Source organism: Intrasporangium calvum DSM 43043, assembly GCF_000184685.1.
Classification (GTDB): Bacteria; Actinomycetota; Actinomycetes; order Actinomycetales; family Dermatophilaceae; genus Intrasporangium; species Intrasporangium calvum.
This window is the reverse complement of sequence record NC_014830.1, coordinates 3,928,807-3,954,195: the sequence shown is the minus strand read 5'-3', so window position 1 is coordinate 3,954,195 and position 25,389 is coordinate 3,928,807. Positions and strand designations below refer to the sequence as shown.

General features: G+C 71.4%; 24 protein-coding genes and 1 riboswitch. Of the genes, 11 read left to right on the top strand and 13 right to left on the bottom strand.

What is annotated here, in order from left to right; all coding sequences use genetic code 11:
• The first annotated feature begins 89 nt into the window (after positions 1 to 89).
• Positions 90 to 749: a lysoplasmalogenase family protein gene (locus INTCA_RS18050; RefSeq protein ID WP_013494368.1), complete on the top strand. Its 660-nt coding sequence runs from the start codon at positions 90 to 92 to the stop codon at positions 747 to 749.
• On the opposite strand, the gene INTCA_RS18045 is transcribed toward INTCA_RS18050, so the two are convergent.
• Positions 712 to 1,689 (bottom strand): LysR family transcriptional regulator, encoded by a 978-nt coding sequence (locus INTCA_RS18045; RefSeq protein WP_013494367.1) that lies wholly within the window; start codon positions 1,687 to 1,689, stop codon positions 712 to 714. The genes INTCA_RS18050 and INTCA_RS18045 overlap by 38 nt on opposite strands.
• A gap of 71 nt (positions 1,690 to 1,760) precedes the next feature.
• On the opposite strand from INTCA_RS18045, the gene INTCA_RS18040 reads away from it, so the two are divergent.
• From INTCA_RS18040 to INTCA_RS18030, 3 genes are all read left to right on the top strand, one after another.
• Positions 1,761 to 2,684 (top strand): EamA family transporter, encoded by a 924-nt coding sequence (locus INTCA_RS18040; protein ID WP_013494366.1) that lies wholly within the window; start codon positions 1,761 to 1,763, stop codon positions 2,682 to 2,684.
• Between the two features lie 135 nt (positions 2,685 to 2,819).
• Positions 2,820 to 4,562, top strand: coding sequence for a hypothetical protein (locus INTCA_RS18035; protein WP_013494365.1), 1,743 nt, complete (start codon positions 2,820 to 2,822; stop codon positions 4,560 to 4,562).
• Between the two features lie 105 nt (positions 4,563 to 4,667).
• The gene (locus INTCA_RS18030; RefSeq protein ID WP_013494364.1) at positions 4,668 to 5,588 is read left to right on the top strand and encodes an LLM class flavin-dependent oxidoreductase; all 921 of its coding nucleotides are present in this window, start codon (positions 4,668 to 4,670) and stop codon (positions 5,586 to 5,588) included.
• Positions 5,589 to 5,678: 90 nt separating this feature from the next.
• Here INTCA_RS18030 and INTCA_RS18025 read toward each other — a convergent pair whose 3' ends face one another.
• The gene (locus INTCA_RS18025; RefSeq protein WP_013494363.1) at positions 5,679 to 7,088 is read right to left on the bottom strand and encodes an aspartate aminotransferase family protein; all 1,410 of its coding nucleotides are present in this window, start codon (positions 7,086 to 7,088) and stop codon (positions 5,679 to 5,681) included.
• Between the two features lie 104 nt (positions 7,089 to 7,192).
• Positions 7,193 to 7,381, bottom strand: coding sequence for a hypothetical protein (locus INTCA_RS18020; RefSeq protein WP_041307950.1), 189 nt, complete (start codon positions 7,379 to 7,381; stop codon positions 7,193 to 7,195).
• Positions 7,382 to 7,448: 67 nt separating this feature from the next.
• Between INTCA_RS18020 and INTCA_RS19950 the strand changes: the two genes are divergently transcribed.
• Entirely contained in the window at positions 7,449 to 7,622 is a 174-nt protein-coding gene (locus INTCA_RS19950) for a hypothetical protein (protein WP_169312937.1), read from the top strand.
• 31 nt (positions 7,623 to 7,653) lie between these two features.
• On the opposite strand, the gene INTCA_RS18015 is transcribed toward INTCA_RS19950, so the two are convergent.
• Positions 7,654 to 9,021: an MBL fold metallo-hydrolase gene (locus INTCA_RS18015; protein ID WP_041307947.1), complete on the bottom strand. Its 1,368-nt coding sequence runs from the start codon at positions 9,019 to 9,021 to the stop codon at positions 7,654 to 7,656.
• A 62-nt stretch (positions 9,022 to 9,083) separates the two neighbouring features.
• Complete coding sequence (locus INTCA_RS18010) at positions 9,084 to 10,280, bottom strand: RimK family alpha-L-glutamate ligase (protein ID WP_013494360.1); 1,197 nt, start codon at positions 10,278 to 10,280, stop codon at positions 9,084 to 9,086.
• Between the two features lie 17 nt (positions 10,281 to 10,297).
• On the opposite strand from INTCA_RS18010, the gene INTCA_RS18005 reads away from it, so the two are divergent.
• The 5 genes from INTCA_RS18005 to INTCA_RS17985 all read left to right on the top strand — a co-directional run bounded on the left by INTCA_RS18005 (position 10,298) and on the right by INTCA_RS17985 (position 15,389).
• The gene (locus tag INTCA_RS18005; RefSeq protein WP_013494359.1) at positions 10,298 to 10,783 is read left to right on the top strand and encodes an ATP-dependent zinc protease family protein; all 486 of its coding nucleotides are present in this window, start codon (positions 10,298 to 10,300) and stop codon (positions 10,781 to 10,783) included.
• Complete coding sequence (locus INTCA_RS18000) at positions 10,783 to 11,817, top strand: succinylglutamate desuccinylase/aspartoacylase family protein (RefSeq protein ID WP_013494358.1); 1,035 nt, start codon at positions 10,783 to 10,785, stop codon at positions 11,815 to 11,817. The genes INTCA_RS18005 and INTCA_RS18000 overlap by 1 nt, the downstream gene beginning before the upstream one ends.
• A gap of 34 nt (positions 11,818 to 11,851) precedes the next feature.
• Positions 11,852 to 12,376 (top strand): glycine cleavage system transcriptional repressor, encoded by a 525-nt coding sequence (locus INTCA_RS17995; RefSeq protein WP_013494357.1) that lies wholly within the window; start codon positions 11,852 to 11,854, stop codon positions 12,374 to 12,376.
• A gap of 11 nt (positions 12,377 to 12,387) precedes the next feature.
• Positions 12,388 to 12,972, top strand: a complete 585-nt coding sequence (locus INTCA_RS17990) for a hypothetical protein (protein ID WP_013494356.1) — start codon at positions 12,388 to 12,390, stop codon at positions 12,970 to 12,972.
• Positions 12,973 to 13,100: 128 nt separating this feature from the next.
• Positions 13,101 to 15,389, top strand: coding sequence for a M6 family metallopeptidase (locus INTCA_RS17985; protein WP_013494355.1), 2,289 nt, complete (start codon positions 13,101 to 13,103; stop codon positions 15,387 to 15,389).
• Between the two features lie 103 nt (positions 15,390 to 15,492).
• Here INTCA_RS17985 and ilvA read toward each other — a convergent pair whose 3' ends face one another.
• A complete protein-coding gene (gene ilvA, locus INTCA_RS17980) occupies positions 15,493 to 17,034 on the bottom strand; it encodes a threonine ammonia-lyase, biosynthetic (RefSeq protein WP_013494354.1) in 1,542 nt (513 codons plus the stop codon).
• A 116-nt stretch (positions 17,035 to 17,150) separates the two neighbouring features.
• Complete coding sequence (locus INTCA_RS17975; protein ID WP_013494353.1) at positions 17,151 to 18,023, bottom strand: thermonuclease family protein; 873 nt, start codon at positions 18,021 to 18,023, stop codon at positions 17,151 to 17,153.
• Between the two features lie 101 nt (positions 18,024 to 18,124).
• On the opposite strand from INTCA_RS17975, the gene INTCA_RS17970 reads away from it, so the two are divergent.
• Positions 18,125 to 18,889: a GNAT family N-acetyltransferase gene (locus INTCA_RS17970; RefSeq protein WP_013494352.1), complete on the top strand. Its 765-nt coding sequence runs from the start codon at positions 18,125 to 18,127 to the stop codon at positions 18,887 to 18,889.
• 124 nt (positions 18,890 to 19,013) lie between these two features.
• Here INTCA_RS17970 and INTCA_RS17965 read toward each other — a convergent pair whose 3' ends face one another.
• The 6 genes from INTCA_RS17965 to INTCA_RS19945 all read right to left on the bottom strand — a co-directional run bounded on the left by INTCA_RS17965 (position 19,014) and on the right by INTCA_RS19945 (position 25,296).
• Positions 19,014 to 19,712 carry a VWA domain-containing protein gene (locus INTCA_RS17965; protein ID WP_013494351.1) on the bottom strand — a complete coding sequence of 233 codons (699 nt, stop codon included), beginning with the start codon at positions 19,710 to 19,712 and terminating at the stop codon, positions 19,014 to 19,016.
• 163 nt (positions 19,713 to 19,875) lie between these two features.
• On the bottom strand, positions 19,876 to 20,802 hold the full coding sequence (locus INTCA_RS19315; RefSeq protein ID WP_083807944.1) for an SWIM zinc finger family protein: 927 nt from the start codon (positions 20,800 to 20,802) through the stop codon (positions 19,876 to 19,878).
• Between the two features lie 283 nt (positions 20,803 to 21,085).
• The gene (locus INTCA_RS17960; protein WP_013494349.1) at positions 21,086 to 21,907 is read right to left on the bottom strand and encodes a DUF6299 family protein; all 822 of its coding nucleotides are present in this window, start codon (positions 21,905 to 21,907) and stop codon (positions 21,086 to 21,088) included.
• Between the two features lie 161 nt (positions 21,908 to 22,068).
• On the bottom strand, positions 22,069 to 23,157 hold the full coding sequence (locus tag INTCA_RS17955; protein WP_013494348.1) for an alpha/beta hydrolase family protein: 1,089 nt from the start codon (positions 23,155 to 23,157) through the stop codon (positions 22,069 to 22,071).
• A gap of 126 nt (positions 23,158 to 23,283) precedes the next feature.
• Positions 23,284 to 24,159: a CHAP domain-containing protein gene (locus tag INTCA_RS17950; RefSeq protein WP_013494347.1), complete on the bottom strand. Its 876-nt coding sequence runs from the start codon at positions 24,157 to 24,159 to the stop codon at positions 23,284 to 23,286.
• Between the two features lie 2 nt (positions 24,160 to 24,161).
• A riboswitch (cyclic di-AMP (ydaO/yuaA leader) is annotated at positions 24,162 to 24,367 on the bottom strand.
• A 134-nt stretch (positions 24,368 to 24,501) separates the two neighbouring features.
• Positions 24,502 to 25,296, bottom strand: coding sequence for a hypothetical protein (locus INTCA_RS19945; RefSeq protein WP_013494346.1), 795 nt, complete (start codon positions 25,294 to 25,296; stop codon positions 24,502 to 24,504).
• Positions 25,297 to 25,389: the final 93 nt, after the last annotated feature.

Below are 25,389 nucleotides of genomic sequence, written 5' to 3'. Positions count from 1 at the left end.
GCGGCGACGTGGATCGGCCTTCCTCGTGCACCGTGGCACAGGGACGCTGCGTCGGACAAGGCCTGGCGCCGTCGCACTAGGCTCCGGCCATGCGTCCAGCCGCCGCCGCCCTCCTCGTGGTCAGTGGCATCCACCTCGGGGCGCAGCTGGTCGAACCGGACAGCGTCGTTGCGGCGGTCACGCAGGTGCTGCTCATGCCGGCCCTCGCTGGGCTGCTCGTCAGCGCGGTGCGGTCGACGCGTCCGCGCCTGGTCCGCCTCACCCTCGTGGCGCTGGGGTTCTCCTGGCTGGGCGACACGCTTCCGCGGCTCGCTTCAGGGGACGCCGCCTTCCTCCTCATGCTCGGAGGCTTCCTCCTCGCCCAGCTGACCTACGCGCTCGCGTTCCTCCCGTGGTGGCGGGCCAGCATCGTCCGTCGGCGGCCGATCCTCCTGCTGCCGTATGCCGCTGGGCTGGCTCGCGTGGTGGCGGCCAGTCACGCTCGGGCGGGTTCCCTCCTCGTGCCCCTGGTCTGCTACGCCCTGGCGCTCGGGACGATGGCGGTGCTCGCCACCGGACTCGGCTGGGTCGCGGGCCTCGGAGGTGCGCTCTTCGTCCTGTCCGACGCCCTCATCGCCCTGCGGTCCTTCGCGGAAACAGCGCTGCCGGCCCACGGTTTCTGGGTCATGCTGACCTACCTCACCGGGCAGACCCTCCTGGTCGAGGCGGTCATCAGGGTCCAGCGGGCGCGGTCTCCCTGGCGGAGGTGAGCGAGCGCGCCTCGGCCACCAGGGCGTCGCGCACCAGGACCGTCACGGCGCGCTCGGCGTGGTCGCGCCGGGACAGGACGGCCACCCGCCGACCCAGGGCCAGATCCTGGGTGGGCAGCAGCACGAGGCGCTGCCCGTCCCGGTCGTCGGCGGCGAAGCGGGGGAGCAGCGCGATCCCGAGGTCTGCGGCGACGAAGGCCTCCTGGAGGCGCAGGTCGGTGAACCGGTGCGCGACGACGGGCTCGCCGTCCCCTCCGGCGAACCACCGCTGCAGGGCGTCGTCGAAGGGCCAGCCCGCCGGGACGCTGACCCACCTCTCACGCCGCACGTCGTCCAGCCGCACCGAGGCCCGGGCGCTCAACCGATGGGCCGGGGAGACGGCGACGTCGAGGGGCTCGACGACGAGTTCCGTCACGGCCAGTCCCTCCCAGGTCCGCGGCCGCCGACTCGTCGCACGGGGTGGGCCCGGACCGACCGCCGGCTCCGCCAGCTCGGTCGCGTGGTGTCCGACGACGAGGTCGACGTCGTCGACCAGGCCGGGGTAGCGGTCGCCGTGCACATCCGTCTCAACGATGTCGAGGACCACATCGGGCCACGCCTGCAGCTGTCGGACGGTCCCGGGCAGGAGCAGCTGCGCGGCGGTCGGGAAGACCGCGAGCCGAACCGTGCCGCGCAGCTCGCCGCGGTAGGCGTCCCACTGGCCGTGCAGTCGGGCGAGCGACACCTCGAGGTCGGTCGATGCGTTGACGAGCACCCGGCCGGCGGCGGTGAGCTCGAGGCGACGCCCGACGCGGCGCAGGAGGGGAACGCCGGCCTCCCGCTCGAGCAGTTTGAGCTGTTGGGACACCGCTGTGGGTGTCAGGCTCACCGCCCGCGCCACCTCCGTGACCGTCGACCGGCGAGCGAGCTCGCGCAACAGGGCCAGACGACGCACCTCCATGAAGCAAAACTACACAGTCAGGCAACCAGGTCTCGATGGACTTGAGGGTCTGCGCCCCTCAAGGTGGACCCATGGATCTGGGGATGCCGCGGCGGGATGTCGCTCGAGCCGGCCTCGTCGCGGTGATCTGGGGCGTCAACTTCGTCGCGATCCACGCGTCGCTGGAGCACTACCCGCCGTTCCTGCTGGCCGGTCTCCGCTTCCTCGTCCTCGCGATCCCCACCGTCCTGTTCGTCCGGCGCCCGCGGGTGCAGTGGCGCTGGCTGCTCGGCTACGGCCTGGGCTTCGGGATCCTCCAGTTCGCCTTCCTCTACCTCGGCATGGCGGCCGGGATGCCCGCCGGGCTCTCCTCGCTCGTGCTCCAGGCCTCGGCCCCGTTCACGGTGGTCCTCGCCGCCGTCTTCCTGCGCGAGCGCCCGGGCTGGGCGGCCCTCGCGGGGGTCGCCGTCGCGCTCACGGGCCTGGCGGTCATCGCCGGGTACCGCGGGCTCGCCGTCTCGGTCGTGCCGGTCCTCCTCGTGCTCGCGGGCGCCCTGGGCTGGGCCATCGGCAACCTGTGCTCGCGCCAGGCCCGGCCCGACTCGCCCTTCCGGCTCATGATGTGGATGACCGTCGTCCCGCCCGTCCCGCTGCTGGCCCTGTCGTTCCTCGTCGAGGGACCGGAGCGGGTGGCCGCGGCCCTGTCCGGGGCGCCCTCTGCGTGGACGGCCAACCTCGGCCTCGCCTACACGGTCGTCCTCGCCACCATCGTCGGCAGCGGGCTCTGGACCAGTCTGCTCATGCGGAACTCCGCGAGCTCGGTGGCCCCGTTCTCGATGCTCGTGCCGGTGGCCGGCCTCACGGCTGCCTGGCTCATCCTCGGGGAGAAGCCCTCCGGGTGGGAGCTGCTCGGCGGGGTCCTCATCGTCACGGGGGTGCTGTGGCCCCACCTGCGCCGGAGGGCGGCGTTGGGCGCGGTGCGAGCCCAGCGGCATACGGCTGGCGTGAAGTCGTGACGATGGCGTCTTCGAGCTGGCCGGCTTCGTCAACCGCGTCAGGGACCCGGGAGTTTTGCCAACCGATGGCGGGGCGGCCGACATCGGAGGAGCATCGGGAGATGGCCACCATGGCCATCAACGGAAGGAGTTGCAGTGAGATCGAATCACACCCGCCGACTCCGGGCCGCCGTCGTCGGCATCGCCGGATCGGCGTTGCTCGCCTCCACAGCGGTGGTCGCCGCGGTCGCCGAGACCGCTCCGACTGCATCACGGGTCGCCTCACCTCGCCCCGTGTGGAGTGCCGCCGTCGCCCAGGACGTCTCACCCACCTTGTCAGCCCTCGCCCAGCGCGACCGGTCCTTCTCCCCGTCGACCGCGCGCCTGACCCAGGAGCGTGGCGCCCCCAACGCCCCCGGGGCCGCCGGCAGAGCGACCGGGCGCGACGCAGCCCTCCAGTCCGAGGTGGGCACCGCCGAGATCGGGAGCCCGCTCGCGAACTTCGAGGGGCTGAGCAACCAGGACAACTTCACCACCTTCGGCTTCCGGGTCAACCCGCCCGACCCAGTGGGCGACGTCGGCCCCAACCACTACGTGGAGATGATCAACCTGGTCTTCGGCGTCTACTCGAAGTCCGGCGACCTGCTCCTGGGGCCGGTGGACACGGGCACCGTCTGGGCCGACTTCCCCGTCGAGGACTGCACCGACCCGTCGGGCGACCCGATCGTCCTCTACGACCAGCTGGCGGACCGGTGGATCCTCTCGCAGTTCACCACTCGCGGCCTCGACGACCCGACGCTGCCGTTCTACAACTGCGTCGCCGTTTCCACGACCGGTGACCCGACGGGGACCTACTACCGCTACGCCTTCGAGACCGAGAACCTCAACTTCTTCCCGGACTACCCGAAGTACGGCGTGTGGACCGACTCCTACGTCATCACGACCCGCGAGTTCGGGCCAACCGACGAGTACGGCATCGGCGTCTATGCCCTCGAGAAGAACAAGATGATCAACGGCCAGCCCGCCCGGGCCGTCAGCTTCTTCCTCGACGGCAACGATCCGCAGATCCTGCCGCTCGTCGGCGACGGACTGCTGCCCGCCGACATCGACGGCAAGCAGAAGCCCAGGGCCGATGCGGCGATCCCGATCGTCGGCACGCAGGACGACGACTACGTCTACGGCGCGACGTCCGACGCCCTCAACATCTGGGACCTCACGGTCCATTGGCGGTCGACTCCGGAGGCTGCATTGGAGCTGGCCGGACAGCTGCCGGTGGCGGAGTTCGACTCGGCGTTCCCGTGCGCGCCCACCTCGCGGGACTGCCTGCCCCAGCCCGGGATCACCAACCCTGCCCAGTACCTCGACGTCCTGTCCTACCGGCAGCGGCCGACCTGGCGGCTCGCGTACCGCAACTTCAAGGACTTCGAGTCCCTCGTGACGACCCAGTCGGTCGAGGCGACACCCGGCACGGCGGGGATGCGGTGGTACGAGCTGCGGCGGACCGGAGGGACCTACTCGCTCCACCAGCAGGGGACCTTCGCTCCGAGTGACGGCGTCCACCGCTGGATGGGCAGCGTCGCCCAGGACAAGCTCGGCAACCTGGCCCTCGGGTACAGCGTCGTCAACGGCGTCGACGTCCACCCGGGCATCCGCTACACCGGCCGCCTCGCCGGTGACCCCTTGGGCCAGCTGGCGCTCGGCGAGGGGACGGTCGTCAACGGCAGCGGCGTCCAGACGACGGCCAACTCCCGCTGGGGTGACTACACGTCGATGAACGTCGACCCGGTGGACGACTGCACGTTCTGGTACGTCAACGAGTACTACACCGCGGCCGGCCAGGCCTCGAGCCCGGCAGGCTGGCAGACCCGGATCGCGAGCTTCAGGCTGCCCGGCTGCTGACCCGGCCGTCCAGGGGGAGGTGGGCCGCGGCGGCAGCCCCGCGGCCCACCTCCCAGCAACCGCCTGCCCGGGGATGGTCGACGCCGACCCCGGTGTTGACCAGGCATGACGGACTACGGCCACGACCTTCTCTTCGGTTCCTTCATCACACCGGCCAACGCCGCGCCGCACCACGTCGTCGCGCTGGCCCAGGCCTCTGAGGCGGCCGGCCTCGACCTGGTCACCTTCCAGGACCACCCCTACCAGCCGGCCTTCCTCGACACGTGGACGCTGCTCAGCTACGTGGCTGCCCGCACGGAGCGCGTGCACCTCGCCGGCAACGTCCTCAACCTGCCGCTTCGGCAGCCCGCGGTCCTGGCCCGTGCCGTGGCGAGCCTCGACCTGCTCAGCGGTGGCCGGGTCGAGCTCGGCCTCGGGGCCGGGGGCTTCTGGGACCCGATCGTCGCGATGGGCGGGGACCGGCTGACTCCGGGCGAGTCGCTCCGGGCGCTCCACGAGGCGATCGACGTCATCCGCGGCATCTGGGACACGGAGGGCTCCGGTCGGCTCGTCGTCGACGGCCGGCACCACCGGGTCAACGGAGCCAAGCGTGGCCCGGCTCCGGCCCATGGCGTCGCGATCTGGGTCGGGGGCCTCAAGCCGCGGATGCTCCGTCTCATCGGCGAGCAGGCGGACGGCTGGCTGCCGTCCCTCGCCTACCTCACCGGCCCTGGCCAGATCGACGAGTCGAACGCCGTCATCGACGCTGCCGCCGCGTCGGTCGGGCGGGACCCGAGGCAGGTCCGTCGCCTCCTCAACGTCGGAAGCTCGACTGCCGGGCCGCAGCGTGAGTGGGCCGAGCGGCTGGCCACCCTGGCCCTCGAGCACGGCATCAGCGCCTTCATCGCCACCGGTGACGACGCGGACCTGGTCAGGGCGTTCGGCGAGGAGGTCGCCCCCGCCACGCGCGACCTCGTCGGCGCGGAGCGCAATCGTCGGGGGACACCGACGGCACCGCCGGGGGCCGGGCGCGCGGGCGCGCGTTGACCCCCGCCCGGGCGGGCGTTGAGCCCCGCCCCGGCGAGAGGTGGCGTCGCGCTCGGAGCCGGCTCAGCGGCATACGGCACAGGGGGCCGGTCAGGCGCGCAACGCCTCCGCGAGCTGCCGGAAGTCGTCGACGAGGATCGCCATGTCCTCGTCGGTGTGCGCGAGCGACACGAGCCACTGCTCGTCGAGCCCGGGCGGCGTGAGGACGCCCCGGTTGACCCCCCACAGCCAGGACAGCTCGGCCAGCCCGAAGTCCGTCGCCTTGTAGTCGCGGTAGTTGCGCACCGGTGTCGACGACCACGTGACGCAGCCCTTGACCCCGAGGCCGACCGTGTGGGCGGGAAGCTCGTGGGAGGCGATGATCGCGTCGATCGCGTCCATCGCGCGGTTGTTCATCGTCTCGGCGGCGGCGAGCGCCTCGTGGGTGCAGATCTCGTCGACGGCCTGCGCGGCCGCCATGACGAGCGGGTTGCCGTTGTACGTGCCGAAGTGCGCCATCCGGCCGTCGACGACGACCTCCATGATCTCGCGCCGGCCGCCGAACGCAGCGAGGGGCAGGCCGCCGCCGATCGACTTGGCCAGCGTGATGAGGTCGGGCTGAACGCCGAGCCGCTGGGCCGCTCCGGCATAACCGGCGGTGAGACCCGTCTTCACCTCGTCGAAGACGAGGACGACCCCGTGCTCGTCGCAGGCCGCGCGGACGGCCGCGAGGTATCCCTCGTCGGGGACGACGATCGACAGGTTCTCGATGACCGGCTCGATGACGAGTGCCGCGATGTCGCGGCCGTGCTCGGCGAGCACCCGGTCGAGCTGCCCGAGATCGTTGTAGCCGATGACGTGGACCGTCCCGGCCTCGACGTCGAAGGGGACCTCGGGGATCGGGGCCTCGGCCGGACCGATGTCGGCCAGGTCCGGCTTGACCGACACCTGGAGCGCGTCGTAGCCGCCGTGGTAGCCGCCCTCGATCTTGATGATGGCCTTGCGGCGGGTGTAGGCGCGGGCCGCCCGGATCGCGTACATCAGCGACTCGGTGCCCGAGTTGGTGAAGCGCAGCAGGTCGAGGCCGAACCGGCGCTGGAACCGCTCGGCGACGTCGGTCGCCTGCGGCGAGGGGGTCACGAAGAGTGTCCCGGTGTCCGTCAGCGCCCTGGTCACGTGCTCCACGACGACGGGGTTGAGGTGACCCACGAGCATCGCGCCGAAGCCCATCGACAGGTCGAGCAGCCGGTTGCCGTCGACGTCGGTGAGCCAGGCGCCGCGGGCCGACGAGATCGAGATGGGGTAGGGGTCCCAGTGCTGGAACGAGCTCGTCACACCGAGCGGGAGCGACCGGCTCGCTCGCTCGTGGTGCGTCCCGGAGCCCTGGGACCAGGACGTGAACCGCTCCCACTCGGCGGCGAGGAGGGCCTCGACCCGGTTGCGGTCGACCGGCCGGCAGGTCCCCGGCAGCTTCCGGCGGGTCCCCGGGTCGGCGGTGGTGGTGCCGAGTGTCTGCGTCATCGCTGCTCCTTTGAGTGCATCTGACCTGAACTCTAATGAATCCGTGGTCCTTCTGGCTAATCGATGGCGAGATCATCCATACCTTAGGGCGCAGGCCTTCGGAATCAGTTGCGATCGGGTCGTATGCCGCTGGGCTCGGTCGCGGGGTCCGGCGCGACCCGTTCCGGCTGGAGCAGGCGCTCGAGTTCGGCGCGACCGACACGATCGACATCACGACCACCCCCCACGTCGTCGGAGGCGTACGACACGTTCGGCGACGCCGCCGCGAACCGCGCCGTCAAGGTGGTGCTCACGGCGTCGTGACCGACGGCGTCTGCCGGATCAGTGCCAGCGAGACGTCGCCGGGCGTACCGTTGAGGGGTGAACACGGTGCATCTCACCGACGCCGAGCTGGCGCTGACCCAGAACGCGATGCACGCCTACCTGAGCACGTTCGGGCACGATGAGGCGGACGTCCGCGCCCAGGTCAGGCAGGTCATCGCGAAGCTCGAGGCCGCCGAGCACGACGAGGACGAGCAGCTTCCCGTCGGCTGACGAGACCGCTGCTGGGCTTGCTGGGCCGGCGTCAGCCGGCCGCAGCGATGGGCAGGCCGGCCTCGGCTGCCCTCGTGTCGAAGTCGTCGTCGACGAGGACGACGCGCGCACCGTGTCGGGCGAGGAGCGAGGCGGCGATCGATGCGCGGTACCCGGTCGCGCAGTGCACCCACACCTCCGCGTCGGGGACGTCGCGCAGCCGTCCGAGGAGCTCGTGGATGGGGATGTTGACGGCGCCGTCGATGTGCTCCTTGTCGTACTCCGACGTCCGACGCACGTCGAGGACGGCGACGCGACGGTGGTGCCGTACCTCCTCGAGATTGGCGAAGGTCCCGCGCGGGAAGGTCGCCGGCGCCCCGTCGGTCCAGTCGGACGGCTGCCCGGTCGCGGCGCCCGTGAGCCGGTCGATGCCGATGCGGACCAGCTCGCGCTGGGCCTCGGCGACCTGCTCCGGCGAGTCGCCGAGCAGCGTCACGGCAGTCCCCCACGGCATGAGCCAGCCGATGTACGTGGCGAACTGGCCGTCGAGGCCCACGTTCACGGTCCCCTCGACGAAGCCGGCGGCGAAGGCGGTGCGGTTGCGCAGGTCGACGACCCAGTCGCCGGCCGCGATGCTCCGGGCGATCGTGCCGCGGTCGGCGCGGGCCGGGGGTGACAGGTCCGGGGCCCCGGGGCCGGCGGCGTTGGCCGGTCCCATGTGGACGTAGTACGCCGGATAGGCGTCGAGCCCGTCCAGGGTCTCTCGGACCCAGTCGTCCTCCGCCTGGCTGAAGGCGGGGTTGGTCTGCTTCTCGGTGCCGATCGTCGACTCCGTGGCGTCCGCGGTCGTCTCGCCGGCCGAGCAGAAGCTGCCGAAACCGTGGGTGGGCAGGACCCGGGCGGAGTCGGGCAGCTCTGCAGCGAGCCGGTGCGCCGAGGCGTACTGGTGCCGGGCGAGGGCTTCGGAGTGGTCGGGCCCGAGCAGGTCCGGTCGTCCCGTGGCGCCGAAGAGAAGGGAGCCGCCGCTGAAGACCCCGACGACCTCGTCCCGGTCCTCGAGAACGTAGGACAGGTGGGTGAAGGTGTGTCCGGGGGTGGCGATGGCGCGGACCGACAGCCGGTCCGAGACACGCACGACCTGACCGTCGGCGACCGGCGACCGTTCGTAGTCCACGTCGTCGGCGGCGCTGACGTGGTAGGCCGCCCCCACCTCGCGAGCGAGGGCCAGCCCACCGGTGACGTAGTCGTTGTGGAGGTGCGTCTCGAAGACGTGGGTGATCGTCACGCCGTCGCGGCGCGCGAGGTCGAGGATGCGGTCGATGTCCCGCTGGGGGTCCACGACGAAGGCCGTTGCCCCGTCGTGCACGAGGTAGCTGCGGTCCCCGAGGCTCGGGGTCTCGATCGGGACGATGGTCACCATGTCGCTGGGATCCTTCCGTCGGCTGGTCTCCAGCCCCCCATACCCCATGGGGTGTGTCCGACTCACTCGCGGTCGTCGACGAGCGGCTCCTTGGGTAGCCGCCTGACCTTGTGCCGCCGCCGGCGGCGCTCGGGGATCATCGACCGCATCTCCTCGAGCTTGCCGAAGCAGAGCAGCCGGTCCTCCGCCTGCAGCTCGGTGCGGCGGCGCGGGTTGGGGATGACGGCGGCGCCCCGGTGCAGCGTGAGCACGGTGATGTCGCGGTCGTCGAGCCCGGACTCGGCGATCGTCTTGCCGACGAGGTCCGCGCCGCCGTGGACGACGAGCTCGGCCACCCCGTAGCCGGTCGAGACGGTGAGCCGCTGCCGGACGTCGATCTCGGGGAAGGCGACCTGGTTGGAGATGTAGTCGATGATCGCCCCGGCGACGTCGAGCTTGGTGGCCGTCTCGATCCCCTCGAGGCCGGGGGAGGAGTTGACCTCCATGACGAGGGGTCCCTCGATGCCCTCGAGCATGTCCACGCCGGCCACCCGCAGGCCCATGATCTGCGCAGATCGGACCGCGGCCTGCTCGAACTCCGGCGACAGTGACACCGGCTCGACCGTGCCGCCGCGGTGGACGTTGGAGCGGAACTCGTCGCCGTTGGCGACGCGCCGCATCGCGGCCACGACCCGGTCCCCGACGACGAGGGCCCGGATGTCGCGGCCCTTGCTCTCCTTGACGAAGCTCTGGATGAGGACGTTCTGCTTGGTGCTGTGCAGCGTCTCGATGATCGCCTCGGCGACGTTGACCTCCGGGGCGAGGATGACGCCGATGCCTTGGGTGCCCTCGAGCAGCTTGATGACGACCGGTGCACCCCCGACCCGCTGGATCGCCGGCCGCACATCAGCCCGGTTGCGCACGAACGTCGTCGCCGGCATGCCGATGTTGTGCCGCGAGAGGATCTGCGTCGCCCGGAGCTTGTCGCGGGAGTTGGCGATGCCGTTCGCCGTGTTGGGCGTGTAGACGTCCATCTGCTCGAACTGCCGCACCACCGCGGTGCCGAAGTAGGTGATCGAGTTGCCGATCCGGGGGAGCACGGCGTCGTAGTCGGAGATGGGCCGGCCCCGGAACTGCAGGTCCGGATCGGGACCGGAGAGGTCGATGGCGAAGCGCAGGGTGTTGAGCACCCGCACCTCGTGACCGCGGTCGAGCGCGGCAGTACGCAACCGCTGCGTGGAGTAGGCCCGCGGGGCGCGCGAGAGGATCCCGAGTTTCATGGGGGTTACCTGCAAAGATGATCGACGTGTTGGAGCCGACCCATCTAAGCACCCCGGTGGGGTGGCGTGAGTGGGTGAGCCTTCCCGGGCTCGGGGTTCCGTGGGTCAAGGCCAAGGTCGACACCGGTGCCAGGTCGTCCTCGCTGCACGCGTTCGACATCGAGCACCTCGTCCGCGCCGGGGCGCCGTGGGTGCGCTTCTCGGTCCACCCGTGGCAGCGCTCCGACGCCGACGCGGTGGTCGTCGAGTGCCCGATCCAGGACGAGCGGACCGTCCGCAGCTCCAGCGGACACGCCGAGGAGCGCATCGTCGTCGTCGTCGACCTCGTCCTCGGCCGGCGGACCGTCGCGGCCGAGCTGAACCTCACCAACCGTGACCAGATGGGCTTCCGGATGCTCATCGGGCGGGAAGCCCTCCGTCAGGGGTTCGTCGTCGACCCGCGCCGCTCCTATCTCGGCGGGCGCCCGCGTCTGGCTCTCCGGCGTCGCAACCGGGGCCGCTGATGGCTCGCGCATCCTTCGGGATCGGCACGGTCCGGGTCCGTCCGGGTTACGCCCGGGAGGTCGAGCTGCCGATCACCCGTCTCGTCACCGGCGCCGAGATCACCCTGCCGGTTCGCGTCGTGCACGGGCGGGAGGACGGGCCGACCGTCTGGGTCACCGCCGCGATCCACGGAGACGAGGTGGTCGGGATCGAGGTCATCCGACGCGTGCTCGCGCGCCTCAACCCCAGGACCTTCCACGGCACCTTGGTGGCCGCGCCCATCGTCAACGTCCTCGGCTTCACCGCGGGTGACCGCTACCTACCGGACCGGCGTGACCTCAACCGCTCCTTCCCGGGGTCGGCGCGCGGGTCGCTGGCCAGCCGCATCGCCCATCTCGTCATGACAGAGGTCGTCGGCCGCGGCGAGGTGGGGATCGACCTGCACACCGGCTCCTTCGGCCGGACGAACCACCCGCAGGTCCGAGCCGACCTCGACGACCCCCGCACCCGGTTGCTGGCCGAGGCCTTCGGCGCCCCGGTCATGATCAACGCCCGGCTGCGCGACGGCTCGCTGCGGGCCGCTGCCCGCGAGCGCGGCGCGGCGGTCCTGCTCTACGAGGCCGGTGAGGCGTGGCGGTTCGACGAGTGGGCCATCGAGGCGGGGACCGCGGGGGTGCGGAGGGTGCTCGCTTCCCTCGGGATGACCGACCCCGTCGCGACGCCGACCGCACCGAGCCTCGTCTCCCGGTCGAGCAGCTGGGTCCGCGCCCGACGCACCGGCATCCTCCAGATCGACGCCGTCCTCGGCCAACGGGTGTCGGTCGGCGACCGGCTCGGCAGCCTGTCCGACTCGTTCGGCAAGACGCTGCGGCTCGTCCACGCCGACCGCTCCGGCATCGTCATCGGTCGCACCACGGCGCCGCTCGTCAACCGTGGCGACGCCCTCATCCACGTCGCCGGGCTCGACGAGGCCGTCGAACCGCTGCCCCGGCACCACCTGAACCCCGACCTCGACCCCGACCTCGACCCCGACCTCGACCCCGACCTCAGCTGAGAACGTCGCGCCCGCTGCCGGTTACCATCGCAAGATGCCACGACTCGTGCTCACTGTCATCGGCGACGACCGCTCCGGCCTCGTGGAGGCCCTCGCGAACGTCGTCACCGCGCACGGCGGCAACTGGGAGCGCAGCCAGATGACTGAGCTCGCCGGCAAGTTCGCCGGGATCGTCGTCGTCTCGGTGCCCTCGGAGCGCGTGGACGAGCTGACCGGCTCGCTGCGTGAGCTCGACGGCCTGCTCGAGGTGTCGGCCCACCCGGGCGCCGAGGCGCCGCCACCCGCTCCCGCTCGGGAGCACCGCACGCTGACGATCGACCTCGTGGGCAACGACCACCCCGGCATCGTTCACGACGTCTCTGCGGTGCTCGCCCGCCACGGGCTCAGCATCGTGACGATCGAGACGACGACCCGGGAGGCGCCGATGGCGGGCGGGCGCCTCTTCGAGGCGCACGTCGTCGTGAGCATCCCGCACGGGACGGAGGTCGCCGAGATCCGGGCTGACCTCGAGCGCCTCGCGACCGAGCTGCTCGTCGACCTCGACGTCAGCGAGCAGTAGGACGAAGCCGTATGCCGCTGGGCCCGCACCCGCACGTCGTCGTCCTTGTCGAGGGGCGGAGTGACGCAGCGGCCCTGGCGGTGCTGCTCACGGCGCGGGGGCTCGATGCCAACGGCCGGGTCAAGCTCGTCTCGATGGGCGGGGTGACCAACGTCGCCCGGGAGCTGCGCCGTGCCCTGAGCGAGCATCCGGGGGCCGCCGTCCTCGGGCTCTACGACGCGGCGGAGGAGCGCTTTGTCGTCGGCGCCCTGCAGCGGGCCCACGTCCTGCCGGACGGCCCGGTGGACCTCGTCGCCCACGGCTTCTTCCTCTGTGACCGGGACCTGGAGGACGAGCTCATCCGGGCCGTCGGTACGGCCACGGTCGAGGAGGCGCTCGCCGAGATGGGCCACCTCGAGCGGTTCCGTACCTTCCAGCACCAACCGGAGTGGCGGGGCCGCCCGCTCGCCGACCAGCTCCACCGGTTCGCCGGGAGCGGGTCCGGTCGCAAGGCCGCCCTGGCCGAGCGGTTGGCGGTCCGTCTGGAGCCTGGCACGACGCCGCCCCCGCTGACGTCCCTCGTCGACCGCGTTGCGGCGCAGGTGGCGCGGTCCTGAGCCCGTGATCTTTCTCGCGGCCAAACCCTCCTCAATCGCCTCAATGGGTGTGTACTTCGAACATCCCCCGCAGCGCCGGTCGAACCGGAGCGGCGCTGCCCGGGCCTTTCCGAAGAAGGGATTGCAGCATGAGCGATTGGCAACGATCACGGCTCCTGGCCTCCGGCGCGGCGGCGCTGCTGGTGGTGGGCCTGGGCTTCTCGAGTGGGCTCGCGGCCTCCGCGCAGCCCTCCGTCAAGGCCGACCAGGGCAAGGGAAAGAGCGACCAGCGCCACACCGGCCCTGACTACAACAACGGCAAGAAGCTCTCCATCGACAAGAAGTTGAGCGAGAAGGTCAAGGGACAGCCGCCACTCGGCCCGGCCAAGATCGGCTCCGTCCGCACGTGGCTCGCTCTCGACGACTACAAGGGCTCCATCTACCTCAAGAACTACACGCTGCGCGGCGTCGGCGACAACATCGAGGTCTGGGTGGCCAACAACCGGGCCTTCCCCGAGGGCGACTGCCGCAACGACCTGGGCCTGACCAACGTCACCGACGCCCAGGTGCAGAACTTCATCCACGAGTTCGACTCGAAGATCTACCCCCTGGAGTCGGAGTACTTCTCCGTGCCGCCCGACCGCGACGGCAAGAAGGCGCTGCTGCCATCCCTCATCCCCAACATCCCGTCCTCGGAGTACCGGGGTGAGGGCGACAAGATCGTCACCCTGGTGGACAACGTGCGCGACGCCAACTTCTACGCACCGACCACCCCAGACGGCCAGACCTACATCGCGGGCTTCTTCTACTCTGTCTTCAACGAGTACTTCAACCGCAACGTCATGACCATCGACGCGTTCGACTGGCTGCACCGCACCGGCGCGAACCCGCCGGACAACTCGGGCGACACCGACTACCAGGCGTGCACCGAGGCGCTCGGCGCTGACCCGTCCCGAGCACTGGGGCTCCCGCGTCCCCACCTCTACGAGGGTGTCTTCGCGCACGAGTACCAGCACCTGCTCGAGTACTACGAGGACCCGGACGAGACGTCCTGGGTCAACGAGGGGCTCTCCGACTGGGCGCAGACGCTCGTCGGCTACGTCGACCCGTCGATCCCGCCGGACGAGCCCGGCGCCGACAGCCACATCGCGTGCTTCCTCGGTTTCCTGCCCCCGACCTTCGGCGGACCGGAGAACTCCCTGACCGCCTGGGGTGACCAGGGCGGACCGGAGACGCTGTGCGACTACGGAGCCACCTACAGCTTCATGGAGTACTTCGTCAGCCACTACGGTGCGGACGCGATGACCGCCCTGCACCGCGAGGACCAGAACGGCCTCGTCGGGGTCGACGCGGTGCTCGACGGCCAGGGTGCGACCGTGAGCGCGCGCGAGACCGTGCACAACTGGGCCGCTGCGGTTGCGGTCGATGCCAAGCTCGACGCCGGGGCGACGCTCAACGGCATCGACAAGGATGCCGTCACGGCCGCTTCGCTGTCGGCGAGGATCAACTGGGACACCCCGGAGGCCTACACGGACCCGGGTGCGCCTCCGAACGGCTCCGACTACGTGCGGCTGCGCGCCGCGGACGGCTCGTACCTGTCCGCAGGGAACATCAGCTCCATCGCCTTCAACGGTGACGCCTCGCTGGCGCCCGACCCGGTCGCGTGGACCGTCGACACCACTCCGCCCGATGCCACCGCAGCCGACACGACCTGCGGCAACGTACCGGACGGCACCGGCGGACCGGCGCTCTACTCGGGCTGCGGCGCCAACCTCGACCGCGCGATCGTGCGCAGCGTCACAGTCCCACCGGGCGGAGGCAGCCTCACCTTCGACGCCCTCTGGGACACCGAGATCGGCTGGGACTACGGCTTCGTCCAGGTCTCGACCGACAACGGTGAGACGTGGACGAGCCTCACCACCGCGGACACCACGTCGGCCCACGACCCGGGCGCGGTCAGCAACATCGTTGCGGAGCTGCCGGGCTTCACCGGTGACTCCGGGACGTGGCGCCCGCAGTCGGTCGACCTGGCCGACTACGCCGGCGCTGACATCCTCGTCGCGTTCCGCTACATGACGGACCCGGGTGTCAACGAGGGTGGCTTCTGGGTGCGCAACATCAACGCAGCCGGGACGGTCCTGCCGAGCGACAGCCTCACCGGCTGGCAGTCGGCGACCGAGATCAACCCGGTCGAGGTCCAGGGCTTCACCGTCCAGCTCGTCGCCTACGGCGCGGACGGCACTCCGGTGTGGGTCCACCGGATGGGCCTGGACGCCGCCTTCGACGGGACGCTCGAGGGGGCCGCGCTGGACAGCGCCATCGGCACGAGCGCCACCACCGTGGCGGCGATCGTCATGTACGACGACGACACGGAGAACGCGCCGAAGCAGGCTGGTTACTCCCTCACCGTGAACGGCGTGGTGCAGCCCGGCGGCTGAGCCGCTCCGGCGCACCACCCACTCACCAGACGCTGGGGCGTCGTCCTTGCGGACGGCGCCCCAGCGGCGCCCCAGCGGCGACTCAGCCGAGTCGGTGAGCGGCTCAGCGGGGCAGGAGGAAGTACGACAGCGCGGGACTCGTCGTCACGTCCCGGTAGGGATAGCCCAGCGCCTCGACGTGCCGGTGGAAGTCGGCGTCATCGGACACGCCCTCGAATGCGCACAGGACCCGCCCGTAGTCGGCGCCGTGGCTGCGGTAGTGAAACATCGTGATGTTCCAGCGCGTGCCGAGCTGGGTGAGGAACCGGGACAGCGCACCCGGGTGCTCGGGGAACTCGAACGAGTACACCTGCTCGCGCAGCTCGGGCGGGTGCCCGCCGATCATGTAGCGCACGTGGGTCTTCGCCGTGTCGTCCTCGGACAGGTCGATGACGGGGTAGCCGGCCCGAGCCATGGCCTCGGCGATCTCGGTCCGCTCGGCCGCCCCGCGGACGAGCTGGACACCGACGAAGATCCGTGCCTCGCTCGACCCGTCGACGCGGTAGTTGAACTCGGTGACCGCCCGCCCCCGGAGCACCCGGAGGAACTCGAGGAACGACCCGGCCCGCTCGGGGATCGTCACTCCGTAGAGCGCCTCGCGGTGCTCGCCGACCTCGGCCCGCTCGGAGATGTAGCGGAGCGAGTGGAAGTTGACGTTGGCGCCGGAGAGGACGTGCGCGAGGCGCTCGCCGCGGATCTCGTGGGCGTCGACGTACTTCTTCAGCCCGGCCAGGGCCACCGCCCCGGCCGGCTCGGCGACGGCGCGCACGTCCTCGAAGATGTCCTTGATCGCGGCGCAGATCTCGTCGGAGTCGACGGTGACGACGTCGTCGAGGAAGTCACGGCACATCGCGAACGTCGTGTCGCCGACCCGCTTGACCGCGACCCCTTCGGCGAACCGGCTCACCTCCGCCAGCTCGACGGGGTGACCGGCGGCGAGGGCAGCGGTGAGGCAGGCGGCGTCCTCCGGCTCGACGCCGATGACCTGGATGCCCGGCATGAGGTTCTTGATGAGGCCCGCGACCCCCGCCGCGAGCCCGCCCCCGCCCACCGGCACGAAGACCCGGTCGAGATGGGCGTCCTGCTGGATGAGCTCCAGCCCGATGGTGCCCTGGCCGGCGATGACGAGCGGGTCGTCGAAGGGGGCGATGTACGTGTGGCCGTGCTCCTCGGCCAGGCCGAGCGCCTCGGCCTTCGCCTCGTCGAACGTGTCGCCGAAGAGGACGACGGTCGCGCCGTGGCTGCGCACCGCGTCGACCTTGATCGGGGCGGTCGTCACGGGCATGACGAGGACCGCCTCGATGCCGAGCAGGGCCGCGGAGAGCGCGACGCCCTGCGCGTGGTTGCCGGCGGACGCGGCGATGACCCCTCGTGACGTCTCGTCGGGCGTCAGGGCCCGCATCCGCGTGTAGGCGCCACGGATCTTGAACGAGTGGACCGGCTGCCGGTCCTCGCGCTTGACCTCGATGATGTTGTCGAGTCGCTCCGAGAGCGACTCCATCACCTCGAGCGGTGTGACGACGGCGGCCTCGTAGACCGGCGCCCGGAGCACGTCGCGGAGGAGGTCAGCGCCGTTGGCGCCGGCCGGCCCACCCTTGGTCACCACAGTTGGCAGGGTAGACCCGGGCCGGGCGCCGCGGGCACGGTCTCCCAGGGGACGAGATGCCGTATGCCGCTGGGCTGGGCTGCTCGGTCCCCTCACCTCAGGCGCAGGGCTGGCCCTCAGCGCTTGGCGGGTCGGAAGCCCGCGGCCACCGCGTCGCTCAGCGTGGCGAAGCACTGCTCCGGGTTCGTCACGAGGTAGGACTGCTGCCCCGGGGAGTGCGCGATCATCGAGGACTCGTTGCCCTTGATCGGCTGCTCCCTGGGGCACGGGTGCTCGTCTCCGGCGAGGGGCCAGTCGGCCTGGGGGCGGACCGGCACGGGGGTCGCGCAGAGCCAGCCCCGGTCCGGGCTGGCCCGGTCGGCGGCGATGTACTCCGCCTCCCGGGTGTGGCCGCCGTAGCCGTCACGCGAGTCGAACCGCGCCACGGCGTAGCCGCTCTTGATCTGTGCCAGCCCGACGTCGGTGCCGGCGACCTCGACGTAGCGGAGCAGCCGGCCGTACTGGTCCTGGCTCGTCCGGGCACCGGTCAGCAGCCTGACCTCCCGGCCGCCGATGATCCGTCGCAGGCTGGCGGCCGAGGCGTCGAAGCCGCACTCGTCCCGCTCGGGGGAGTCGATCCCGATGAGGCGCACCTTGACGAGGTCGCCGCCGCGGGTCACGTGGATCGTGTCGCCGTCCACGACCCGCGCCACCTCCCAGAGGGCCGGGCGGGGTTTCGCGGGCGTCGTCGGCGTCGGTCTGGGGGCCGGCCTCGGGGCCACGGTCCTCTGCTGGACCGCGGCCAGTGTGGTCGCCACCGGCGGCGCGCTGGGGCCGGCGGGGGACGAGATGGGGAGACCCGGGGCGGCCCCTGACGAGCCGCTCGCCCCCTGCGGCGCAGAGGCGTCGCCCATCGGCTGGGCGCACTGCGCCAGCGTGCCGACGAGCAGCATCGCGAGGGCGACCACCACCCCGCGCCCGACCCCCGTCACATGCTCTGCGTCGCCCATCGGCTCGATCCTGACACGCTGCTCGGAACCGCGGACGCGAATGTGGCGAACTCCCCGAAACCCGCTGGCCCCGTGCGCTCGCTCCCTGCGAGGGTGGCGCCATGGAGCGCGAGCGCACCGACCTGCTGGAGCGGGTCGAGAGGTACTACGACCTGGTTCCCCGGGCCGTGGCGACGACCGAGGAGGTCGGGCCGTTCACCCTCTTCGTCCCCGAGGAAGGCACGGGCTGGCAGTTCTACGCGCGGCCACGCCGGCCCGGGTCGGCCACCTTCACGCCGGCGGCTGTCGAGCGGGTCCTCGCGCGCCAGCTCGCGCTGGGCCTCCCACGAGCAATCGAGTGGGTGGCCGACGTCACCCCGTCCCTCCTCCCGGCCGTCCGCGGCGCGGGCTACGAGCCGGCGCACTACCCGCTGCTCACGCTGCCTCCGAGGGTGCGGGTGCCGCCGGACCCGCGCGCCCGGGTGCTGCCCCCCGCAGACCCGCACCTGGGCATCGCCTTCGGGGCGGTCCGGGCCGGCTTCACCGGGCGGGACGACGTCGAGCACCAGCACCCGGGCCGCAAGCCCGAGCTCATCGAGCAGGGGGCCCTCATCGTCGTGGCGTCCTACGAGGGGTCCCGGCTGTGCGGGGCGGGGTCAGCGGCGCCGCGCGGGGACGTGGCCGAGCTGATGGGCATCGCCGTCCCGCCGGGCCACCGAAAGCGTGGCCACGGCAGCGCCATCACGCGCTCCCTTGTCGCAGCCTGCCGCGAGAGAGGGGTCGACCTCGTCTTCCTCACGGCAGGGTCCGATACGGCCGCCGGCATCTACCGCCGGGTGGGCTTCGTCGACACGGCGACCGCCTGCGTCCTCGAGATCGACGGATGAGTCGGCGCACCCGACCACGACAGGAGGCGCCGTATGCCGCTGAGCGGGCTCAGCGGCATACGGCCCCCTCGTCGGTGGCGCGGAACGGCGGCTCACCGGATTGGAAGGACGCGTCCGCTCCGGCTCAGTCCTCGTCCTCGTGGGTCGTCACGATGTCGTTCGCGGCCGCCCAGGCCGAGATGTCGCGGCGCTCGATCGCCGTGGCCACCAGCTCGGGGAAGAGGTCCGGGGTGCACGCGAAGGCGGGAACGCCGATCGCGGCCAGGGCAGCTGCCGCGCGGCGGAGCATCTCCTCGGCCACCCCGCCCTCGTAGAGGTCGCTGATGAGGACGAGGATCGTGTCGGCCGGCTGGCTGATCACCGTCTCGCAGTACGAGAGCGCCTGGTTGATGTCGGTGCCGCCTCCGAGCTGGACGCCGAAGAGCACGTCGACCGGGTCGTCGAGCTCCTCGGTGACGTCGACCACCTCGGTGTCGAAGACGACGAGCCGCGTCGCCAGTGAACGCACGGAGGCGAGCACCGCGCCGAAGACGCTGGAGTAGACGACCGACTCCGCCATCGACCCCGACTGGTCGATGCACAGGATGATGTGGCGTTCCACGCGCTGCGCTCGTCGGGCGTGGCCCACGAGCCGCTCGGGGATGACGGTCCGGTGCTCCGGTTGGTAGTGCTTGAGGTGGCGCAGTGCCTCGTCCCGGCGCAGGTCGTCGGGGTCGAGGGTGACGGCCCCGATCCCGTCCGCTTCGGGTCCACCCAGGACGAGCCGCCAGCGAGTGAGCCGGTCGCGCGGCTCGGCAGGCTGGGTGGGCTCCGCTGGGGTCACACTCTCGAGCCTAGGCGTCCACCCTGCCCCCAGGCGCTCGTATGCCGCTGGGCGCGCTCCCGTCGCGGCGCCCGGATCGCTGGGTGGCCGGGTCCGGGGAGGAGCGTTGTCGGTGGCTGGCGCCAGGGTGGTTGGTGGGGTGGGATGATGACGGATTCAACTGTCAGTCAACGAAATTGGAGCCATAACGATCGGCTGGGGTGCTTGCATTCCGGAGGGTGCGCGTGATGGGATTGGGGTCGCTGGTCCGGTTCGTCCCATCTGGTTCGGTCGGAGGCGGGCTGGCTGTCAGGGGGTCGTCGAGGCGCAGCAGGAGGGGAGGTGGCGTCCGTGCCCTACCTGCATGCGGATGACCTGCTGGCCCGAGCCGTCGAGTGGGCTGGGCTTGACGCCGAGGTCCCCACCTCGGAGCTGGATGAGCAGTTCGAACAGGCTCGGTCCGAGCGGGTGCTGGCCGAGCAGCTGGAGCTGGCGGGGCGGGTCCCATCGAGCGCACCTGGTCCGCGAGACCGGGCAGCTGGGCGTCGACGAGCCGGGCCGCCGTCGTGTCCCACCAGGTGTAGGGCTGGGAGCGCACGCCGGCGGTCCCGCTGCGGGCCAGGTCCCCGAGCCAGCGCGAGAAGTCCTCCATGCCCGCGGTCATGAGGGCGAGCCGTTCCTCGAGGCGCTTCGCCTGCGCCTTTGGGTCTGGGGCACGGTGCGCCTGCGCTGCAAGGCCTGCTCGAGCCGCGCGCAGCGACGCCACCGCGCCGGCACGCTTCGAGCGCTCCGCAGCCCACTGCGCCGCGTGGCCGGCCGGCTCCGCGGCTTCGCTGACGGAGCCGGAGCCGGTGGCCCACAGCATGAGCAGCGCCAGACCGTGCTTGCACGGCAGCTTGCGGCTGGGGCACGAGCATCGGAAGTCAGGGCCGGTGACGTCGACGCTGACCCGGTAGGGGGTCGCGCCCGACCCCTGGCACTTTCCCCAGACGAGGGTGTCGGTGGACCCGGTGTCGGACCACGGGCCGGGACGCGCGAGCCGGCGCGCGGCCGCCAGCGACGAGGCGTCGGGAGCGAGCGCGGCGACGTGTTGGGGCGTCCACCGTGTCATGACGAGGCCGATGACGCCACGTGCGGATTCGCCACGGGCTCCTGGGCAGTCGGAGGTAGCTGGCGTCCAGCCGCCCCAGGCCCCGCTGCTTCCCGACCGGGAGTCCGGGTCCGTGGTGCCGCCAGAGGAGGGCCAGCGTGCCGCCCGCTGCACCCAACCGCCCGTCCAGTGGATCGAGGTCTGACCCAGCCACACCAGAACCGGGCCGTATGCCGCTGAGCTGGCTCAGCGGCATACGACCCGGTCGGTGGGTGGTGACGTCAGCCGGCCCGGCCGCTGGGCGTCACCGCTTCTTTCCCGTCAGGCGGACCTCGGTCTCGTCGAAGTACTCCGAGCACCCGCCGCTGTTACACGCGACGGAGAAGCTGACGCTGAGCGCCCTGCCGCCCTTGAAGAGCCCCGTTTCGCCAGAGATCTCGGCGCTCCACGGCTGCGGCGTCCCGTCACAGAACACCTCGGTGCCGCCGTACCCACGGACGATGAAGCGTCCGACGCGCTGCTGGAGCGTGACGTCGACAAAGGCGAAATCGGCGCTGCTGTCGCAGGTCACCGTTCCGGAGATCGTGGCGAATCCGGTCCGGGCGTCGAACCAGCCGAGCGGGTTCACGGTGGCTTCGATGGCCGGGGCCGGCGGTGCAACGTCGACGGTCAGGCTCATCGTGCCGCCGTTGCCCGTCCCGTCCTCCTGGTCGTCGAAGACGACGATGTAGTAGGTCTCACCAGCCATGGCCTCCCAGCCCGCCCCACCTGGCCCGCACCCCTGGACCAGGAAGTTCCCCGGCGCGCCAGTAGCGACGAGGACGCCTGCGCTGTAGTCGGACTCGAATGCGTCGGCGAGCAGGAGGCTGTCCGCTTCGGCGGTGTAGCTGTACCAGACGCTGGCATCCATGGCCGGTGCGCCGCACTGGCCGTTGAGCTCCGCGTCGTCCGCGTCGGTGGTCGCCTCGGTCGTGTCGAGGGTGGTCGCGAACGGCAGGGCCGCGATGGCCTCGGCGCCGGCGTACATGTCGTTGGTCGGTGGTGCAGCGACTGCGGGGGACCCCCCAACCGCCACGGTGGTCACGGCGGCGAGAAGTGCCGCCGCCAAACGCCCTGAAACCTTCATCGATCCGTCCCCTTCGGTCGGGCGCGGACCCGCACCTCGCGATGAGGACCCCCGCCTGCGGTTTTCTCATATGGCGTGACTGGTGGCCAGCGTCACGCTTGTCACGGTAGACCTGAGGCGATCCCTCCCGTGGGGGATTGGTGAATCGCGGCCGCGGTCCCTCAGCGCAGGTTGGTGTCGAGGAAGGCTTCGGTGCGCCGGATCGACAGCGGCCACTGGGACGTGAAGGTGTGCCGCTCGCCGGAGTAGACGTGGTAGGTCACCTTCTTGCCGGCCTGCTTCAGAGCGGTCACGGTCTCCTCGGACCAGCGGATCGGGCAGTCCTCGTCGTCCGTGCCGTGGTGGATCAGGATCGGGTCGGTGATCCGGTCGAAGTACGTGCGGGGACTGGTCCGGGCCCAGGTCCGCGGTGCGCGCTCTGGGGCCCCGAGGCGGCGCAGCACCGCTCGGGCGTCGCCGCCTCGGTCGCGGTCACGGCGAACCCACCGGTTGAAGTTGTCGACCGTGTCGGAGCTGACCGGGCTGTAGGCGACCCCCGCCTTGAAGAGTCCCGGCACGGCGACCAGCGCGCCGTAGACGACGCCCCCTCCCATCGAACGCCCGATGATTCCGATCCGGTCGGGGTCGACGGCGTCGAGCTGCTGCAGGGCCAGTCCGGCGTTGACCGCGTCGACGGTGTAGCCGATCCGGAGGTTGGGGCCGTTGTCGGGGTCGTCATCGGACTGGGCGTGGTTCCGGTAGTCGATGTGGAGCGTGACGTATCCCTTCCGGGCGAGGTGGTCACGTTCCCGCAGCATGGTGGCGCCGTTCGTGTACTGCTCGAGGGGGACGTAGCCGTGCGCGAGGACGACGGCGGGGAAGGGGCCGCTGCCGCGCGGGATGTTGATCCGCCCCGAGATCCGCAGGCCGTCACCCCGGTAGGTGACGAAGTACTGCCGGTAGGCGTCGGTGCTCCCGCCCTCGCGGCCGAGGCGCAGGTCGCGGCCGTCGAAGTCGGTCTCGAAGAGCGCATCGATGAACGCGGGGTCGGACCGTTCGCGGCCGTCGCCCGTGGGACCGGCCGTCGGGCTGGCTGGGGGAGACGCAGAGGCAGACGGCGGGGCGACGGGGGACGGGCTCGTGGACGAGCGCTGCGTCTCGGCCGGAGCAGTGGGGATCAGAGTGGGGGCGCGGGGAGGGGAACCGCTGCTCGTGCAGGCGCCGGCGGCCAGCACGGCTGCCAGTGACCCGGCGACGAAGGCGGTCCGCATACCCCAGTCTCACCGATCGGGGTTCCAGGGCCAACCCGCGGCGGCGTCGCGGGTTGGCAGGACGCCAGAGCGGGACGGGTGCGTGGGCACCCGTCCCGCTCTCGGAACTGCGTTGTTCTCAGCCGGTCACGGAGCGTAGATGTACTGCATCCCGCCGACGTGCGTGACCGTGCGCGTGTTGTAGTTGTACGGCCCGGCGAGCGCGTTCATCTCGACCATGGTGATCTCGTTGCCGTTGACCCCGATGACCCAGGCCACGTGCCCGACGCTCGAGGAGCCGTGGACCCCCGGCTGCAGGACGACGATGGAGCGGGTCCGCGGGGTGCTCGTGACGGTGTAGCCGGCATTGGCGGCTCCGTAGCCCCAGGTCATCGCGTTGCCGGTCCAGCCACCCGGGTAGTAGCCCTCGGACTGGTACCACTTGTTGAGCGCGCCCCACGTGCACTGGCCGGCAGTCCCCCAGTTGTACGCGGACTTCCGGCCGGACGAGCCGTTGACCGTCGACTTCGACGTGTAGGTCGACGAGGTCAGCGTGGAGCGGGTCGCGTCGCGAGAGGCGCGCTGGGCGGCCTCACGGCGGGCCTCGGCCGCTTCCCGAGCCTTGCGGGCAGCCTCTTGGCGCTTCTTCTCGACGACGACGTCCTTGATGACGATCGGCTTCGCCGTGGCGGCCTTCTCCGGCGCCGTCGCGTACCCGATGGAGCGAAGCGCGTGCGAGTCGGCGACCGCGGGGGCAGCGATGGCTGAGGCGGGGCCCACGACAGCAGCTGCCCGTGGTGCGGCGACCTTCGGTGCGGCGACCGCAGCCACTGCGGACGTGTCGGACAGGGACTCGGCCGAAGCCGGGGTGGACAGCGTGGCCACGATTCCGCCGGCGGCGGCGACGACTGCGGCGCCCTTCATGGCCGGCTGCGCGGACTCGCGAGCGATGCTCTTGAGCTCGACGAGCGGGCTGTAGCCACCCGGCGCCCGATGGCGCCCGGGACGGTTGTCAGTCTTCACAGAGAACCTCTCGCGCCTACGAGGTTAGCTGTCGGGTTCGGGCGAAAGGTTGCCCGGCTCTCTTCTCCGGCCCGGAGGCCGTCGTCGAGGTGCTACACCCCAAGAGCGGCGCGCAGCCGGAACGATCCGGCTCCACGACGCTCGGAGGAACGGTGGTTCCCCCGCTCCTGCCATGCGGGTCAAACGGGACTCAAGGCGTTGGCAGGACTCGGCGTCCACCTCGGGCCAGCCCCAACTGGGGGAAGGGGCTGGGCATGACACTAGACGACTCGTCCGCGGATGTCACGTTCAGGTAACGGGCTGTCCATGAATTGGTAAAGACGCACCGCGTCGCGATCCCGCTCAGCCGGCGATCGGACAGGTCGCCTTGGCCCCGGCCGCGACCGCCCTGAAGTAGGGCGGGTTGCGCTTGAGGCCCTTCTGCCAGAGGGACCGCCAGAGGGCCTCCGCCCGGATCGCGGTGATGCCCCCGGCCTTGAAGTGGGACTGGTCCTTGAGGTGGGTCTCCCAGGGCTCGACGGCGGCGCGGGCCTTCGCGAGGATCCCGTCGACCACCTTCATGCTCGCGGCGCAGGTCGAGAGGGCCTTCGCCTCGTCGCCGGTGGGCGCGTTCTCGGGGAGGGCGCAGCGCTGCTCCGCCGACCGGTAGGTCCGGTCGGCTGAGTGGAAGGCGGCGATGTGCTGGGGTGCCTTGGCCGTGGTGGGCGCCCAGTCCTTCTTCGCCTTGGCCAACGAGATCTTGCCGGCCTGCAGGTCGTTCATGATGTCGAGGTGGGCGTCCCACTCCCGCAGGGCCGTCGAGGCAGCCGCTGCAGCCTTGACCTGCCGCGCCCAGGCGCTGCGGCACTCGTCAACGGCCGCCGCGACGGGGTCGACGGTCGGCGTCGGGGTCTCGGACACGGTCGCCTCGGTGGTGGGCTGGCTGGTGGCCGGTGGGCTCGTGGTCGTCTGGGCGGCCGTGGTGGCGGGAGCCAGCGGTGCCGCCGTCGGGGACCCGACGAAGAGGTCCTTGCCGAACCACACGGCACCTCCGAGCACGAGCAGGGCGACGACGACGATGGCGACGGCAGCAGCGGGCCCGCGCGCCCGGCGCTCGAGCTCGCGGCGCTCCCGGCGGGTGCCTGGCTCCTGTGTCATCGCACTACCCCCATGTGGCCTTTGCCCGAACACGTACCCGCTCCACTGTAGGCGGAACTGCCGCGTCCCCGCGGGACGTGCGGGCACCAGAGG

Excerpts from the sequence above, each read along its gene's own strand:
- INTCA_RS19315 (WP_083807944.1), bottom strand. The coding sequence starts at position 20,802 with ATGACACGGTGGACGCCCCAACACGTCGCCGCGCTCGCTCCCGACGCC.
- INTCA_RS18040 (WP_013494366.1), top strand. The coding sequence starts at position 1,761 with ATGGATCTGGGGATGCCGCGGCGGGATGTCGCTCGAGCCGGCCTCGTC.
- INTCA_RS18015 (WP_041307947.1), bottom strand. The coding sequence starts at position 9,021 with ATGGTGACCATCGTCCCGATCGAGACCCCGAGCCTCGGGGACCGCAGC.
- INTCA_RS18005 (WP_013494359.1), top strand. The coding sequence starts at position 10,298 with ATGATCGACGTGTTGGAGCCGACCCATCTAAGCACCCCGGTGGGGTGG.
- INTCA_RS18025 (WP_013494363.1), bottom strand. The coding sequence starts at position 7,088 with ATGACGCAGACACTCGGCACCACCACCGCCGACCCGGGGACCCGCCGG.
- INTCA_RS18010 (WP_013494360.1), bottom strand. The coding sequence starts at position 10,280 with ATGAAACTCGGGATCCTCTCGCGCGCCCCGCGGGCCTACTCCACGCAG.
- INTCA_RS18045 (WP_013494367.1), bottom strand. The coding sequence starts at position 1,689 with ATGGAGGTGCGTCGTCTGGCCCTGTTGCGCGAGCTCGCTCGCCGGTCG.
- INTCA_RS17990 (WP_013494356.1), top strand. The coding sequence starts at position 12,388 with ATGCCGCTGGGCCCGCACCCGCACGTCGTCGTCCTTGTCGAGGGGCGG.
- INTCA_RS18000 (WP_013494358.1), top strand. The coding sequence starts at position 10,783 with ATGGCTCGCGCATCCTTCGGGATCGGCACGGTCCGGGTCCGTCCGGGT.
- INTCA_RS17960 (WP_013494349.1), bottom strand. The coding sequence starts at position 21,907 with ATGAAGGTTTCAGGGCGTTTGGCGGCGGCACTTCTCGCCGCCGTGACC.
- INTCA_RS19945 (WP_013494346.1), bottom strand. The coding sequence starts at position 25,296 with ATGACACAGGAGCCAGGCACCCGCCGGGAGCGCCGCGAGCTCGAGCGC.
- INTCA_RS17975 (WP_013494353.1), bottom strand. The coding sequence starts at position 18,023 with ATGGGCGACGCAGAGCATGTGACGGGGGTCGGGCGCGGGGTGGTGGTC.
- INTCA_RS17995 (WP_013494357.1), top strand. The coding sequence starts at position 11,852 with ATGCCACGACTCGTGCTCACTGTCATCGGCGACGACCGCTCCGGCCTC.
- INTCA_RS17985 (WP_013494355.1), top strand. The coding sequence starts at position 13,101 with ATGAGCGATTGGCAACGATCACGGCTCCTGGCCTCCGGCGCGGCGGCG.
- INTCA_RS17970 (WP_013494352.1), top strand. The coding sequence starts at position 18,125 with ATGGAGCGCGAGCGCACCGACCTGCTGGAGCGGGTCGAGAGGTACTAC.
- INTCA_RS17955 (WP_013494348.1), bottom strand. The coding sequence starts at position 23,157 with ATGCGGACCGCCTTCGTCGCCGGGTCACTGGCAGCCGTGCTGGCCGCC.
- INTCA_RS18050 (WP_013494368.1), top strand. The coding sequence starts at position 90 with ATGCGTCCAGCCGCCGCCGCCCTCCTCGTGGTCAGTGGCATCCACCTC.
- INTCA_RS18030 (WP_013494364.1), top strand. The coding sequence starts at position 4,668 with ATGACGGACTACGGCCACGACCTTCTCTTCGGTTCCTTCATCACACCG.